The sequence below is a fragment of the Curtobacterium sp. APC 4022 genome (genome assembly GCF_030407555.1).
Classification (GTDB): domain Bacteria; phylum Actinomycetota; class Actinomycetes; order Actinomycetales; family Microbacteriaceae; genus Curtobacterium.
This window is the reverse complement of record NZ_JASDDD010000007.1, coordinates 28221-44197: the sequence shown is the minus strand read 5'-3', so window position 1 is coordinate 44197 and position 15977 is coordinate 28221. Positions and strand designations below refer to the sequence as shown.

Below are 15977 nucleotides of genomic sequence, written 5' to 3'. Positions count from 1 at the left end.
GACCGCCCGTCGGTCCGCGTGCGCGACGTGACGACGCCCGGGCGACCGGCGCCGTGCCTCCCGGCCGTGGACGACGAGGCGGCGGTGAGTCGGACGACGTCCCCGGACCGCGCTCGACGCGGACCGATCCGCCAGCAGAGAAGGACCCGCATGACCCTCGAACGCGAGGAACTCCGCGACGACTGGACCGTTTCGGCGGCCGAGGAGGGCGCGCGTGACGACCTGCCGCAGGCGGTGCGTGGCCGGGTCCTCCCGGCGACCGTGCCCGGTCAGGTGCACACCGACCTCGAGCGCGAGGGGCTGCTGCCGGACCCGACGTTCGACCGCAACGAGTCGTCGACCGCGTGGGTCGGGCAAACCGACTGGGTCTACCGACGGGTCGTCGACGTCGACCCACGCGGGTTCGAACGCGTCGACCTGGTCTGCGACGGCCTCGACACCGTCGCGACCCTGACGCTCGACGGCGTGCAGGTCGGGACCACCAAGAACATGCACCGTCGCTACCGATTCGACCTGCTCGACATGACCGACGGGACGAACGCGAACACCGACCGCGAGCTCGAGGTCCTGTTCGAGTCGCCGTACCGCGAGGCCGAGCGGGTCGCCGCCCGCGCCGGCACGATGCCCGGCCCGTACGACGAGCCGTTCCCGTACGTGCGGAAGCAGGCCTCGAACTTCGGCTGGGACTGGGGCCTGACGGCGGTCACGAGCGGGCCGTGGCGTCCGGTCGCGATCGAGCGGTGGTCGACGGCTCGGCTGCGGGACGTCCGGCCGCTGGTCGACGTCGAGGCGGGGGAGGGTGTGCTCGACGCCCACATCGCGTTCGAGCGCTCCGGCATGAACGACCTGGACCAGGACGGCGAGGACGACGACCTGGTGCTCGTCGTCACGGTCTCGGGCCACGGCACGAAGCAGCGTTCCCGGGTGAACGTGACGCCGAAGGAGGACGAGGCCGTCGTGACGGTCCGGATCCCCGAGGCCGAACTGTGGTGGCCGCGCGGGTACGGCCCGCAGCCGCTGTACGACGTCGAGGTGCACCTGCAGACGGTCGACGGCGACGTCCTCGACCGCACGTCCTTCCGCACCGGCTTCCGCTCGGTGCACGTGGACACGGCCGAGGACTCGGTCGGTCGGCCGTTCGCGATCCGGGTGAACAGCACCCTGATCGACGTGCGCGGGGTGAACTGGATCCCGGACGATGTCATCGTCTCGCGCGTGACGAAGGAGCGGTACGCCGAACGGCTCGACGCTGCCGTGGCGCTCAACACGAACCTGGTGCGGGTGTGGGGCGGCGGCGTCTACGAGTCGCACGACTTCTACCAGCGCTGCGACGAACTCGGGCTGCTGGTGTGGCAGGACTTCCTGTTCGCCTGCGCCGCGTACCCGGAGATCGAGCCGATCCGCAGCGAGGTCATCGCCGAGGCGCGGGACAACGTCGTCCGACTGGCCCGACACCCCTCCCTCGTGGTCTGGAACGGCAACAACGAGAACATCTGGCTGCACGACGCCGACGGGTGGGGCGAGGAGCTCGGCGACCGCGGTTGGGGCCTCGACTACTACCTCGACCTGCTGCCGACGATCGTGGACGCGGTCGACCCCTCCCGCTTCTACACCGTGGCATCGCCGTGGTCGGGGTCGGAGGCGCTCGCCGCGAACGACGTGGACCACGAGACGCACCACTCGTGGGACGTCTGGAACCGGGTGTCGGACGAGCACTACCGCGACTCGGTGCCGCGCTTCGTCTCCGAGTTCGGCTGGCAGGCGCCTCCCGCGTGGCGGACGCTCCGCGAGGCCGTCACGGACGACCCGATGACGCCGACCTCGCCCGGGGTCGTGCACCACCAGAAGGCCGACGACGGCATGGGCAAGCTCGCCCGCGGTCTCGAGCCCCGGTTCGGCGAGGGCTGGGACGGCGACCTCGACCGGTGGCACTGGCTCACGCAGCTGCAGCAGGCGCGCGCCATCGCGACCGGGGTCGAACACTGGCGGACGCACTGGCCGCGCACCACCGGCGTCGTCGTGTGGCAGCTCAACGACCTGTGGCCGGTGTCGTCGTGGTCGGCGATCGACTCGGCCGGACGCCGGAAGCCGCTCGCGCACGAGCTCCGTCGCCTGTACGACGACGTCCTGGTGGCGATCCGGCCGGTCTCGACCGTGGTCACCACGGTCACGCCGCTCGCGCCGGGCGCGGAGCGCGAGGACCCGACGGGAGGCGCGCACCCGCCGACCGCGCAGCTGCCGGTCCCGCAGTCGTCGGACCTCGACACCCCCGCCTCCCCGGTCGAGGTCGCCGTCCGATCGGCCCGGAACGGCATCGACTCGGTGGTCCGGGTCCGACGGGTCGACCTCGCCGGGCAGATCCTGGCCGAGGAGTACCTGCCGGTGGTGCTCGACGGCCCCGGGGTCGCCGTGGTCCGGCTGCCGGCCTCCGTCGGTGTCGTCGCGGACCCGCGGGGTGAGTTGATCGTGGCGGACATGGACTGGCGCCGTGCGGTGTGGACGCCGGCTCCCGACCAGGACATGCGTTGGCAGCCGGCGCACTACCGCGTGACGGTGTCGGACGAGCCGGACCGCTCCGGCGTCCGGATGGTCGTCGAGGCGGAGTCGCTCGTGCGCGACCTGCTCCTGCAGCCGGACCGGGTCTCGCCGACCGGCACGGTCGACCGTGGCTTCATGACGCTGTTGCCCGGTGAACGGGTCGAGTACCGCGTCGCCGGTGTGACCGAGGCGGACGCGGCGGCACTCACCGCAGCGCCGGTGCTCTGGACGCTCGACCGGGTCCTCGCCGACTGACCCGACAGCCCGCGCGGTGTCCGGCCGTCGACCCTGAACGAACGGTGTCCGTTGCGCCGCCCGCCTGTGATTCTCCGGCCCCGGCGGTTAGCATGGGTGGACCGCGGGACACCGCCGCACCGGTCGACGATGACCGGACCACGCGATCAGTCCCAGTACCGAAGGAGACATCATGTTCCAAGGCCTCACCGGACTCCACCTGGTGATCATCCTGGGCATCGTGCTGCTGTTGTTCGGTGCGACCAAGCTGCCGGCACTCGCGAAGGGCCTCGGCCAGTCGATCAACATCTTCAAGAAGGAGATGGACACCGACGACCGCAAGAAGCCGGCGACGCCGGACGTCACCGACGCGACGTCCTACGGTGCGACCGCGCAGCAGGCCGCTCCGGTGCAGCAGCCGGTCGTGAACCCCGGCCCCTCGGTGCAGTCGAACACGGTGCAGCCGAACAACGACTCGCGCACCCAGTAGCGCCTCCAGACCGCCGATCCATCGGCATCCCGGCCCCGGGACCGACAGCCCCCGTGCTCCTGCTTCCTCGCAGACCGCACGGGGGCTGTCGTCGTCCTGCCCGCCGCCACCACGGGCTGGCCGAGCGGCGCATGATGGCACCATGACGTCTGCCCCCGCCGCCGACCGGCCGGGAGGCACGGCACCCCTCCACGACGACCGCCGACTCGTGCTCGTGGTCGCGATCCTGTCCTCGTTCGTGGTCGGCCTGGACTCGAGCGTCGTCAACGTCGCCCTGCCCGCGATCCGCACGGAGCTCGGCGGCGGGCTGGTCGTGCAGCAGTGGACGGTCGACGCGTACCTCGTCACGCTCGGGTCGCTGATCCTCGTCGCCGGCTCGCTGTCGGACCTGTTCGGCCGCGTCCGGATCATCACGGCCGGGCTCGTCGTGTTCGGCATCGCCTCGGTGGTGTGTGCGGTCGCCCCGACCGGCGAGGTGCTCATCGTCGCCCGGGCGTTCCAGGGCGTGGGCGGGGCGCTCGTCACCCCGAGTGCGCTGGCCCTCATCGTCGCGGCGTTCCGCGGTGCCGTGCAGGCGAAGGCGATCGGCACGTGGACGGCCTGGTCGAGCGCGGCGTCGATCCTCGGCCCGGTCGTGGGCGGGCTCATCGTGGACGGCATCGGCTGGCGGTGGATCTTCGTCGTCACGGCGGTGCCGATCGCGGTGACGATCCCGCTGGTCCGGCGGATCTCGGGTGACGTCGTCGCGGGGGACCGGCCCCGGGTGGACGTGGTGGGTGCGGTCCTCGCAGTGGTCGGCGTCGGCGGGGTGGTGCTCGGGCTCATCGAGCAGGAACGCCTGGGGTGGGGCGCACCGGTCGTCGTCGCCGCGCTGGTCGTCGGCGCGCTGGCGCTGGTCGCCTTCGTGCCGTGGGAGCGCCGGGTGACGCGGACCTCCGGGTCGCCGCTCGTGCCGCTCGAGCTGTTCCGGGCCCGGAACTTCGCGGTCGGCAACCTCGCCACGCTGTCGATCTACGGCGCCCTCGGCATGGTCTTCTTCGTCGTCACGCTGTTCCTGCAGGAGGTCTGGGCCTTCCCGGCGTGGGTGGCCGGCCTCGCGACCCTGCCGCCGACCGTGGTGCTCCTGCTGCTCTCGACGACCGTCGGGGGACTGGCCGGGCGGTTCGGTCCGCGGTGGTTCATGGCGGCAGGCCCCGCGGTGGCTGCGGTCGGCGCGCTCCTCATGCTCACGGTCGGCGAGGACCCGAGCGGCTACTGGACGGCCGTGCTGCCCGGGCTGGTGCTCGTCGGACTCGGGATCACCCTCATGGTCTCCCCGCTGACGAGCGCCGTGCTCGGCTCGGTGCCGCAGCAGGAGGCCGGGGTCGGGTCCGCCGTGAACAACGCGGTCGCCCGGATCGCCGGCCTGGTGACGGTCGCGCTCGCGGGGGTCGTCCTCGGCGGCGAGGTGAGTGTCGGCGGCATCCACCGGGCGATGGTCGTGATGGCCGTCCTGCTCCTGGCCGGTGCCGTGGTGAGTGCCATCGGCATCGTGAACGTACGATCACCGGAAGCGGAAGAAACCAGCCCGTTGTAAAGTTGAGCCAGATGGACTCAAGGTGAGTCCGACGACTTCGTGACCACACGAGCGACGCAACGGAAAGGACAACGCATGGCGAACCTCCAGGGCGCCCCTGACTCGCAGGAGAAGCAGAAGACCGCCCTCGAGCAGTACGGCGTCGACCTCACCGCGGTCGCCCGCAGCGGCAAGCTCGACCCGGTGATCGGCCGCGACGCCGAGATCCGACGGGTGTCGCAGGTGCTCACCCGCCGCACCAAGAACAACCCCGTGCTCATCGGCGAGCCCGGTGTCGGCAAGACCGCCGTCGTCGAGGGGCTCGCGCAGCGCATCGTCGCCGGTGACGTCGCGGACTCCCTCAAGGACAAACGGCTCGTCTCGCTCGACATGTCGGCCCTCATCGCCGGCGCGAAGTACCGCGGCGAGTTCGAGGAGCGGCTGAAGGCCGTCCTCAAGGAGATCGACGACTCCGACGGCCAGGTCATCACCTTCATCGACGAGCTGCACACCCTGATGGGCGCCGGGGGTGGCGAAGGGTCCGTCGCCGCGTCGAACATGCTCAAGCCGATGCTCGCCCGCGGTGAACTCCGGCTGATCGGGGCGACCACGCTCGACGAGTACCGCGAGTACATCGAGAAGGACGCGGCCCTCGAACGACGGTTCCAGCAGGTCTACGTGGGGGAGCCGAGCGTCGAGGACACCATCGCGATCCTCCGTGGCCTCAAGGAGCGCTACGAGGCGCACCACAAGGTGACGATCAACGACTCCGCCCTCGTCGCGGCGTCGGCACTGTCCGACCGCTACATCTCCGGCCGCCAGCTGCCCGACAAGGCGATCGACCTCATCGACGAGGCCGCCAGCCGCCTGCGCATGGAGATCGACTCGAGCCCGGTCGAGATCGACGAGCTGAAGCGCAGCGTCGACCGGCTGCGCGTCGAGGAGTTCGCGCTGAAGCAGGAGAAGGACGACGCGTCGAAGGCCCGGCTGTCGACCCTCCGTGCTGAACTGCAGACCCGCGAGGAACGGCTCCGCGAGCTCGAGACCCGCTGGCAGGCCGAGCGCGCGTCCCTGAACCGGATCGGTGAGCTCAAGCAGCAGCTCGACGAGCTCAACATGCGCTCGCAGCGGGCCCAGCGTGAAGCCGACTACGAGACCGTGTCCCGCCTGGAGTACGGCGAGAAGCCCCGCATCGAGGCCGAACTCGCCGCCGCGGAGCAGGCCGGGTCCGCCGACCGCATGGTGAACGACAGCGTCACCGACGAGGACATCGCCGCCGTGATCGCGCAGTGGACCGGCATCCCCGTCGGCCGACTGTTGCAGGGCGAGACCGAGAAGCTCCTGCACCTCGAGAGCGAACTCGGCCGCCGGATCATCGGGCAGCGCACCGCCGTCACCGCCGTCTCCGAGGCCGTCCGACGCACCCGCGCCGGCATCTCCGACCCGGACCGGCCGACCGGCTCGTTCCTGTTCCTCGGCCCCACGGGCGTCGGCAAGACCGAGCTGGCGAAGGCGCTCGCCGAGTTCCTGTTCGACGACGAGAAGGCCCTCGTCCGCATCGACATGAGCGAGTACGGCGAGAAGCACTCCGTCGCGCGGCTGATCGGCGCCCCGCCGGGCTACGTCGGGTACGAGGCCGGCGGGCAGCTCACCGAGTCCGTCCGCCGTCGGCCGTACTCGGTGATCCTGCTCGACGAGATCGAGAAGGCCCACCCGGAGGTGTTCGACGTCCTGCTGCAGGTCCTGGACGACGGGCGGCTGACGGACGGTCAGGGTCGGACCGTCGACTTCCGGAACACGATCCTGGTCCTCACCTCGAACCTCGGCTCCCAGTTCCTCACCGACCCGGCCCTGACGCCCGAGCAGCGCGAGAGCGGTGTCCGCGAGCTCGTCCAGCAGGCGTTCCGGCCGGAGTTCCTCAACCGGCTCGACGACATGGTCGTGTTCCAGGCGCTCAGCCCGGAGGACCTCGGCCAGATCGTGTCGCTGTACGTCGACCGTCTGGCGCGGCGGCTGTCCGGGCGCCGGCTCGACCTCGCGGTCACGCCCGACGCCCGTGCCTGGCTCGCCGAGCGCGGGTACGACCCGGCGTACGGGGCCAGGCCGCTCCGCCGGCTGATGCAGCGGCAGATCGACGACCAGCTCGCCCGGGCCATCCTGGCCGGGGACGTGCGGGACGGCGACACGGTGCGCGTCGACGTCGCGGGTGACGGGCAGGCGCTGACGGTCGAGCCGTTCGCGCTGGCCGAAGGCGAGCTCGTCGAGGAGTAGGCGCGGTCAGGCGTCGGACGGGAGGCCCGTGGCCGGTTCCTGGGGGCCGGCCACGGGCCTCCCGGCTAGCGTCGGCGACATGCCCGAGATCAAGGCCCTGCGCCGCGTGACCGAAGCCATCGAGCACGCGAGCGTGCTCGATGCAGCCGTCGACTTCGACCGGAAGGTCGTCACCGCGTTCGCCCGCCCGCGGGCCGTGCGGCAGCTCCTGCACGGGGTGCCGTTCGGGCACCCGATCCACCCGCTGATGGTGCAGGTGCCGCTCGGTGCCTGGATCTCGGCCGCCGTCCTGGACCTGATCGGCGGGAAGGGCAACCGGAAGGCCGCGACGACCCTGATCGGCGTCGGCGTCGCCTCGGCCGGCAGTGCGAGCGTCGCCGGGTACGTCGACTGGTCGGAGCTGGACCGCGAGCAGCTCCGGACCGGGTGGGTGCACCAGGCCGTGAACTGGGTCGGAATCAGCCTGTACGGACTGTCCTGGCTGCAGCGGAAGCGCGGCGACCAGGCGTCGGGGAAGCTCCTGGCCTTCGCCGGACTCGGCGTCGTGAGCGTCGGCGGGTACCTCGGCGGGCACCTGGCCTACCGGCAGCGTGCCGGGGTCAGCGATGCCGGCGAGGTGCCGTTCGACAAGTGATCGCCCGCGCCTGATCCTCTCAGCTGATCCACCGGTACATCACATGCAATGGGAGCATGCGTGTACTCGTGGTGGACGATGAACCCGCCCTCGCCGACCTCGTGGTCCGGGGGCTCCAGCGGCAGGAGATGGCCGTCGACGTCGCGTACCGGGGCGACTCGGCCGACGAACTGCTGAGCGTCAACGACTACGACGTCGTGGTGCTCGACCGGGACCTGCCCGGACTGCACGGGGACGAGGTCGCCCGGCGGATCGCGGCCCGGGGGTCCCTGACCCGCATCCTGCTGCTGACCGCGGCGACCTCGTTGACCGACCGGGTGAACGGACTCGAACTCGGCGCGGACGACTACCTGACGAAGCCCTTCGAGTACCCCGAGCTGGTCGCCCGGGTGCGGGCACTCGGCCGGCGGGCGGTCGCCCCGGTCGCTCCGGTCCTCGGGCGTGACGGTCTGGTCGTGGACACGAACCGGCGGATGGCGACCCGGGACGGCAAGCCGCTCGACCTGACCGCGAAGGAACTCGGGGTCCTCGAGGTGCTGCTCCGCGCGGACGGCCGGGTGGTCTCCGCCGAGGAGCTGCTCGAGAAGGTCTGGGACATGAACGTCGACCCGTTCACGACCGCGGTCCGGGTGACGATGTCGAAGCTGCGGCGGAAGCTCGGGGCACCCGACCCGATCCGGACCGTGCCCGGGCAGGGGTACGCCCTGTGAGCCGAGTCTGGAGTCTCCGGACCCGGACGGCCCTGGCGTTCGCGCTGACGTCGATGGCGTTGACAGCGGCGGCGATCGTCTTCGTGACGCTGGGCTCCCAGCACGCGATCGCAGAGGTCGTGGTGGCGGACGCTGCGGGCGGTGTCGCGATCTCACCCGATGCCTCCAGCGCTCCCCTCCGGACGACCGGGCCGGCGCCCGACGGTGCCGCCGGACCCGGTGGGATCGCGATCGTGTCCCGTGTCGCCGCACTGCAGTGGCAGTGGTCGGCACTGGGCATCGCCGGCGCCGGGGTCGTCGCCGGGCTGACCGGGTGGCTGCTCAGTCGGCGGATGCTCGCGCCGCTCGACCGGATCGCCGGAACGGCCGAGCGGATCTCGGCGTCGACGCTGCACGAACGGATCGACCTGCACGGACCGGACGACGAGCTCCGCCGGCTGTCGCGGACGATCGACGGACTGCTCGACCGACTCGAGACGGCCTTCGCCAGCCAACGACGGTTCGTGGCGCAGGCGTCGCACGAGCTGCGCACCCCGTTGGCGGTCCAGCGGGCGGCGATCCAGATCGGGCTGCACGACGACGCCGACGCGGTGGACCTGGCCCGGGCCCGCGCCGAACTGCTCGAGCAGAACCGTCGGACCGAGCACCTGGTGGAGTCGTTGCTCGTCCTGGCCGAGGCGGAGCGCGGGCTCGACGGGCGGACGGTGGACGTGGACCTCGGCGTCCTGGCCGGTGCGGTCGTCGACGAGGCCCAGGCGGCGGCACGCGAGGCGGGCGTCCGGCTGCACTGCAAGGTATTCGGTGCCGGTGCCGGTGCCCGTGCGGTCCGGTGCGAGCCCGTGCTCACCCGGCAACTCGTCCACAACCTGGTGGACAACGCGATCGAGTACAACGGCCCGGGCGGCCACGTCGACGTCGAGGTCGACGGCACGGTGCTCCGGGTCCGCAACACCGGGCCGGAGCTCGACGTCGCGCTCGTCCCGACCCTGACCGAGCCGTTCCGACGCGCGAGCGCTGCTGCCGGTGGACGGCGGCACAGCGGGCTCGGCCTGTCCATCGTCGAGGCCGTCGCGCAGGCCCACGGCTGGCGGGTGTCCTTGACGGCTCGACCGGGCGGCGGACTCGTCGCCGAGGTGGACGTCTCGCCGAGGTGAACGTTTCGCCGATGTGACCTGCGCGGTACGCCCGGCGAAACACGGTGTCCGGTGTCCTGGATGCATGCACACCACGACACGCACACGAACCAGCGCGAGGACCCGGCTGCTCCTCGCGACCGTCTCCGGAGCCGTGCTCCTGGCCGGACTGACCGCCTGCTCGGACGGGACGCCGCCGAACGGTGACGGGGCAACCGCAGCGGACGGTCCGGGCATCGGCGCGCAGTGGGGCTCCTGCATGCGGGCCGCGGGCTTCGACGTGCAGGACCCCAGCGACGACCAGGTCCGGTCGGGAACCGCCCTGGCCCCGGAGACCGGTGACCGCGAGGCCTTCGCGACGGCGGCGTCGACGTGCTCCGCCGACCTCGGCGTCGAGCAGGTGGACTCCGCCGAGAAGGACAGGTGGACACGGGAGTACGCCCGCGTCGCGTCCTGCATCCGCGACGAGTACCCCGACTACCCGGAGCAACAGCCCGGCGGCCTGTCGTTCAACCCGGAGGACTACCCGCGGGCGCTGGAGGACGGGTTCCAGGAGCGCGCCGACGAGTGCCTGGCGGAGTTCTCGCCCGACACTAAGTCCCAGCCGGTCGGCTGACCGCCGCCCGCCACGACCATCACGACCACGAGGAACACATGATGACCAGACGACCCACCCTGATCGCCGTCACCGCGGCGGTGCTGCTCCTGCCGGGGCTGCTGACCGCTTGCTCGTCCGGCTCCGACGACTCCACGACGACCGGCGCGGCGCCGACCCCGGTCAGCGAGCGTGCCGGCGAGGTCGGCTCGTGCATGCGGGACAAGGGGTACGACTTCGACGACTCTGCGCTGACCGGCGGCGACTTCACACTCGCTGCCCCGGAGGGTGTCGATCCCCAGCAGTACGCCCAGGACCTCGGTACGTGCAGCGGCAACCCGGACACCGGCGGCGTCGACGTCGGCGACGTGCCGCCGGGGCCCGAGGACCTGGCGTTCGCGAAGTGCATCCGGGACAACGGCTTCGACGACTACCCGGACGGCGCAGAGGCGCGGCGTGACTACCACCCGCGTGACGAGTCCGCCTTCTCCCAGGTCGAGACCACGTGCGTCACGACGGCCTACGGCGACCAGTCGGAGCCCCAGAAGGCGGGTCCGCGGTGAACCGGCGCCGCACCACCCGGATCACGGTCACGGCCGCGTGCCTGGTCGCCGTCCTCGGCGCCGGAGCCGCGACCTGGGCGCTCCTCGACCCGCCGACCTCGAGCCAGGCGGCCGAGACGGACACGAGCACGGACGCGGGAACGTCGACCGGTACGGTCACGAAGGGCGACCTCGTGGCGTCGAAGACCATCGCCGGCACGCTCGGGTACGGGGCCCCGGTCGCCCTGCCCGGCGCGGCCTCCGGCACGCTCACCTGGTTGCCGAAGCCCGGGCAGGTCATCCATCGTGACGACCCGCTGTACGCCGTCGACGAGCGACCGGTCCGGGCGATGCACGGCAGCACTCCGCTCTGGCGCCCACTCGCCGTCGGGACGACGGGCGCCGACGTCCAGCAGCTCAACGAGAACCTGGCCGCGCTCGGCTACGACGTGGCGCAGGACGGCGTCTTCGGGCGCCGGACGCTGGCCGCCGTCCGGCAGTGGCAGCGGGACCGAGGGCTGCCCGTCACCGGCCGGATCACGGCGGACCAGATCGCCTTCGTCGACGGGGACGTCCGGGTGGCCGGGGTCACCGGGCAGCTCGGGCAGCCGGCCGAGGGGGAGACCGAGGTGCTGCAGACGACGAGCACGAAGCGCGTCGTCACCGCCACCGTGCCGCAGCGCGACGCCGAACAGGTCGCCGTCGGCACCGCGGTCCAGGTCGTCGTGAACGGCGCCGGGGGTCCGATGCCGGGCGAGGTCGTCGACGCCGTGCCGACCGAGTCCGACGACGGTGCCCAGGACGTGGCCGTCACGGTGGCGTTCGACGCCGGGGACCGGAAGCTGCCGTCCGCGGCCTCGGCCCAGGTCACCGCTCGGAGCGAGACCGCGCACGACGTGCTCTCGGTGCCGGTGTCCGCGCTCGTGGTCGACGGGGGCGACACCGGGCCCGCCCCGCAGTACGCGGTCGACGTGCTCCGGCCCTCCGGTGAGCCCCACCGGGTGCGCGTCGAGGTCGGCCTGGTCGCCGACGGCCGCGCCCAGGTCACCGGCGACGTCCACGAGGGCGACGAGGTCGTGGTGCCATCGTGAGCGTCGCAGCCGTCCTCACCCCGGACGCCCCGGACGACCGGGTGCAGCCGGTGGACGACGTGGTGCTGTCCCTCGACGACGTGTCCCGGAGCTACGGGGACGTCCAGGCGCTCCGCGGGGTCTCGCTCGAGGTCCGTCGCGGGGAACTCGTCGCCGTCGTCGGACCCTCCGGCTCGGGGAAGTCCACGATGCTGAACATCGTCGGCACCCTCGACCGCCCGAGTTCCGGCACGATCGCGATCACCGGCCAGGACGTCGGCACGATGCGCGACGACGACCTCTCCGCCCTGCGCGCCGAGCACATCGGGTTCGTCTTCCAGCACTTCCACCTGCAGGCGGGAGCCACCGCGTGGGAGAACGTCGCGGACGGCCTGCTCTACTCGGGTGTCCCGCGTCGGGAACGGCACGACCGAGCCGTCACCGCCCTGGGCCGGGTCGGGCTGGGGCACCGGGTCGACCACCGCCCCGGGCAGCTCTCCGGCGGTGAGAAGCAGCGCGTCGCCATCGCCCGTGCCCTGGTCGGGGAGCCGACCGTGCTGTTGGCCGACGAGCCGACCGGCGCGCTCGACACCGCGTCCGGTGCGGCGATCGTCGCCCTGCTCCGCGAACTCAACGCCACCGGGACGACGGTGCTCGTCATCACGCACGACCTGGACCTCGCCGCCTCCCTGCCGCGGCGGGTCCGGATGCGCGACGGGCAGCTCGAGAGCGACAGCGCGGACCGTGCCGGCGGCCGCAGCGCCGGCGGCGGCAGCGCACCGACCGGAGTCGGCCGGTGAGCGCGCGGCGCACCCTCGGCCCGGGTGACCTGCTCCGGCTCGGCGTCTTCGGCCTCCGCACCCGGCCGACCCGCGTGGTCCTGTCGGCCCTCGGCATCGCGATCGGCATCGCGGCGATGATCGCGGTCGTCGGCATCTCGTCCTCGAGCAAGGCCGCCCTCGACCGGGTCCTCGACACCCTGGGCACCAACGTCCTGACGGCGACCCAGGCGCAGGGCTTCACCGAGGTCCCACCCCTGCCGGAGACGGCGGTCGCCTCGGTCCTCCGGCAGGACCCGGTGCTCGACGCGGCCGGGGTCGGCGCCGTCACCGACGGCCGTGTCTACCGCAACCCCTTCATCCCCGCAGCGGAGTCGAAGGGCATCGGCATGCTCGCCGCCTGGGGAGACGTGCCCGAGGTGCTCGGCGGGTCGGTCGCCTCCGGCCGCTGGCTCGACCCCGCAGCAGATGCACCTGCCCAGGTCGTGCTCGGGTCCGCGGCGGCACGCAACCTCGGCATCGACCGGGTGGACGCGAGCACCCGGGTGTGGACGGGGGACCGGTGGGTGCAGGTGGTCGGGGTGCTCGAGCCGTTCGGCCTGGCCGCCGACCTGGACAACCAGGTGTTCGTCCCTCGCGGGTTCGCGGCAGCGCTCGGCTTCGACGGGCACCCGACCGCCGTCTACACCCGGGTCGACCCGGACGACGTGGCACGCGCCCGCGAGGTCCTGGCCGCCGCGATCAGCCCCGGCACACCCCAGGACGTCGGCGTCACGCGTCCGTCGGACGCCCTGGCCGCCAAGAACGCCACGGACGACTCGTTCACCGGCCTGCTCGTCGGGATCGGCGGGGTCGCTCTGCTCGTCGGCGGCATCGGCGTCGCGAACACGATGGTCATCACGGTGCTCGAACGCCGGGCGGAGGTCGGTGTCCGACGGGCGCTCGGTGCGCGGCGGGCGGACGTCCGCAACCAGTTCCTGGTCGAGTCGCTGCTGCTGTCCTTCCTGGGCGGGGTCGCCGGGGTGGTGATCGGTCTGGGCGTGACCGTCGCGTTCGCGCTCAGCCAGGGCTGGCCGGTGGCGACTCCGCTCTGGGCGGTCGCCGGTGGCCTCGGCGCGACCGTCGTGATCGGCGGGGTCTCCGGCCTCTACCCGGCCAGCCGGGCGGCGAAGATCCCCCCGACCAGTGCGCTCGCCGCGGTGTGACGCGAGCGCGCTGGCCGCGGTGTGAACCCGCGGACGCGCTGGCCGCGGTGTGACGCGAGCGCGCTGGCCGCGGTGTGACGCGAGCGCGCTGGCCGCGGTGTGAACCCGCGGACGGGAGGCCCGCAGCCGGTCCGGCGGACCGGTGGCGGGCCTCCCGTCCGTCCCCTGCGCGCCGGCGCGCACCTGCGATCGTGTTGGTTCGACCGCGGAACAGTTGCGTTCGTGTGGGGTTCGGACGTACAGTTCTCGAAACCCACGCGAACGAAGGAGTTCGGGCATGTACGCAACCGAGCGGCACGAGGCCATCACCGCCGCCCTGCAGTCCGCCGGGCGCGTCTCCGTCGCCGACCTGGCCGACCACTTCGACGTCACGACCGAGACCATCCGTCGCGACCTCGGCGCCCTCGAGACCGCCGGCCTGCTGCGCCGGGTGCACGGCGGAGCGGTCCCCGCCGAGCGCTCCAGCCTGGTCGAGCTCACCGTCGCCGAGCGTGAGGGCCAGCACGGCTCCGAGAAGACCGCGATCGCCCGGGCCGCCATGCGCCTGGTGCCGCCGACCTTCACCGGATCGATCGCCATCGATGCCGGCACCACCAGCGGCGCGGTCGCCACCGAGCTCGCCCGCTGGGAACCGGCCACCGCGGGGGCCACGATCACCGTCATCACGAACTCGGTGCCGATCGCCGCCACCCTGCAGCACAGCGAGCACGTCGAACTGCACTTGCTCGGCGGCCGGGTCCGCGGGGTCACGAGCGCCGCTGTCGGCACCGCGACCGTCGACCAGATCGGCGCCCTCCGCCCCGACGTCGCCTTCATCGGCACGAACGGCCTGTCCGCCGGCTTCGGGCTGAGCACCCCGGACGAGTACGAAGCAGCCGTCAAGGCCGCGTACGTCCTGGCCGCCCGCCGGAGCGTGGTCCTCGCCGACGCGGCGAAGCACGGGGTCGAGGCCCTGATGCGCTTCGCCCGTCTCGACGAGATCGACACCCTCGTGACCGACCAGGTGCCGCCGGCCGACCTCGGCGGAGCACTCGCCGACGCCGACGTCGAGGTGATCGTCGCATGAGCACCCCGACCATCCCGCAGCCCCGGCGCCCGATCGGCGGGCGCATCGTCACCGTCACCCCGAACCCGTCGCTCGACCGCACCATCGAGCTCGCCGGGGAGCTGCAGCGCGGCGCCGTCCAACGAGCCACACGGTCGACGGCCGAGCCCGGCGGCAAGGGCGTCAACGTCTCGCGCGTCGTCGTCGCCAGCGGCGGGGACACCGTCGCGGTCCTGCCCGGCGACGAGCTCGACCCCGTCCTCGTCGGCCTCGCGACCCGGGGCATCCCGACCGCCGCGCTGCCGATCGGTGCGGCGCTCCGCTCGAACGTCACCGTGACCGAGCCGACCGGCACCACCACGAAGCTCAACGAGCCCGGCCCCTCGCTCGTCGACCGCCTGGACGACCTCGCCGACCTGGTCGCCACGACCGCCGGTCCGACCGCGACCGGCCCCGCCGCACGCTGGGTCGTCCTCGCCGGGTCCCTGCCGCCGGGTCTGCCCGACGACGCCCTCGCCGTGCTGGTCCGAGCCGTCCGACAGCGCCACGGCGACGACGTCCGGATCGCGGTCGACTCGTCCGGCGTCCCGTTCACCGCGCTGCTGCAGTCCGGCGAACGGATCGACCTGGTCAAGCCGAACGCCGAGGAGCTCGCCGAGGTCGTCGGCGGCGACCCGGAGCAGTACGAGCAGGACCCGGAGCGCGCCGCCGCCGCAGCCGCGCGTCTGCGGGAGCGCGGCGTCGACACGGTCCTGCTGACCCTGGGCAGCGCCGGGGCCGTCCTGGTCGACGGCACCGGTTCGTGGACCGCAGCCGCACCGCGGATCACGGCCCGCTCGACCGTCGGTGCGGGGGACTCCTCACTCGCCGGGTACCTGCTCGCCGAGGTCGCCGGCGCCACACCCGAGCGCCGACTGGCCCAGGCCGTGGCCACCGGAGCCGCCGCCGCCGGACTGCCCGGCAGCGACGTCCCGGCCCTCGACGCCACCGATCCGGACGCGATCGTCGTCCACCGCCTCGGTCCACCGGCCAGCCCGGTCGGGCCACCGCCGACACCGCCCGGTGCATCCGCACCGACGCCGGTCGGCGAGACCGTCCCCGTCCCGCACGGCGCCTGACCACCCGGTCCGTCGTCCCTCCCGATCGTCCCGGTGCCACCCGTCCCGGTCCGACCGT

General features: G+C 72.8%; 14 protein-coding genes. All 14 read left to right on the top strand.

The genetic code is table 11. The features are described 5' to 3' along the window. Positions 1–150 precede the first annotated feature (150 nt). The 14 genes from QL987_RS03990 (at position 151) to QL987_RS03925 (ending at position 15919) form a co-directional block, all read left to right on the top strand. Positions 151–2793 carry a glycoside hydrolase family 2 protein gene (locus QL987_RS03990; RefSeq protein ID WP_290156382.1) on the top strand — a complete coding sequence of 881 codons (2643 nt, stop codon included), beginning with the start codon at positions 151–153 and terminating at the stop codon, positions 2791–2793. A 172-nt stretch (positions 2794–2965) separates the two neighbouring features. Beyond that, entirely contained in the window at positions 2966–3262 is a 297-nt protein-coding gene (gene tatA / locus QL987_RS03985) for a twin-arginine translocase TatA/TatE family subunit (protein WP_221849911.1), read from the top strand. 142 nt (positions 3263–3404) lie between these two features. Then, on the top strand, positions 3405–4838 hold the full coding sequence (locus QL987_RS03980) for an MFS transporter (protein WP_290156381.1): 1434 nt from the start codon (positions 3405–3407) through the stop codon (positions 4836–4838). A gap of 75 nt (positions 4839–4913) precedes the next feature. Further along, complete coding sequence (locus QL987_RS03975; RefSeq protein WP_290156380.1) at positions 4914–7088, top strand: AAA family ATPase; 2175 nt, start codon at positions 4914–4916, stop codon at positions 7086–7088. A gap of 79 nt (positions 7089–7167) precedes the next feature. Then, a complete protein-coding gene (locus tag QL987_RS03970) occupies positions 7168–7722 on the top strand; it encodes a DUF2231 domain-containing protein (RefSeq protein WP_290156379.1) in 555 nt (184 codons plus the stop codon). A gap of 56 nt (positions 7723–7778) precedes the next feature. Continuing rightward, a complete protein-coding gene (locus QL987_RS03965; protein ID WP_290156378.1) occupies positions 7779–8432 on the top strand; it encodes a response regulator transcription factor in 654 nt (217 codons plus the stop codon). Then, positions 8429–9586, top strand: a complete 1158-nt coding sequence (locus QL987_RS03960) for a HAMP domain-containing sensor histidine kinase (protein WP_290156376.1) — start codon at positions 8429–8431, stop codon at positions 9584–9586. The genes QL987_RS03965 and QL987_RS03960 overlap by 4 nt, the downstream gene beginning before the upstream one ends. Before the next feature lie 64 nt (positions 9587–9650). Beyond that, positions 9651–10181 (top strand): hypothetical protein, encoded by a 531-nt coding sequence (locus QL987_RS03955; RefSeq protein ID WP_290156374.1) that lies wholly within the window; start codon positions 9651–9653, stop codon positions 10179–10181. Between the two features lie 41 nt (positions 10182–10222). Continuing rightward, positions 10223–10723, top strand: a complete 501-nt coding sequence (locus QL987_RS03950; RefSeq protein ID WP_146248221.1) for a hypothetical protein — start codon at positions 10223–10225, stop codon at positions 10721–10723. Further along, the gene (locus QL987_RS03945) at positions 10720–11793 is read left to right on the top strand and encodes a peptidoglycan-binding protein (protein ID WP_290156371.1); all 1074 of its coding nucleotides are present in this window, start codon (positions 10720–10722) and stop codon (positions 11791–11793) included. The genes QL987_RS03950 and QL987_RS03945 overlap by 4 nt, the downstream gene beginning before the upstream one ends. 41 nt (positions 11794–11834) lie before the next feature. Beyond that, positions 11835–12572, top strand: coding sequence for an ABC transporter ATP-binding protein (locus QL987_RS03940; protein ID WP_290156430.1), 738 nt, complete (start codon positions 11835–11837; stop codon positions 12570–12572). Further along, on the top strand, positions 12569–13756 hold the full coding sequence (locus QL987_RS03935; RefSeq protein ID WP_290156370.1) for an ABC transporter permease: 1188 nt from the start codon (positions 12569–12571) through the stop codon (positions 13754–13756). Before QL987_RS03940 ends, QL987_RS03935 begins: the two co-directional genes overlap by 4 nt. Positions 13757–14033: 277 nt before the next feature. Then, positions 14034–14822: a DeoR/GlpR family DNA-binding transcription regulator gene (locus QL987_RS03930; protein ID WP_290156369.1), complete on the top strand. Its 789-nt coding sequence runs from the start codon at positions 14034–14036 to the stop codon at positions 14820–14822. Further along, complete coding sequence (locus QL987_RS03925) at positions 14819–15919, top strand: hexose kinase (protein WP_290156368.1); 1101 nt, start codon at positions 14819–14821, stop codon at positions 15917–15919. Before QL987_RS03930 ends, QL987_RS03925 begins: the two co-directional genes overlap by 4 nt. Positions 15920–15977 lie beyond the last annotated feature (58 nt).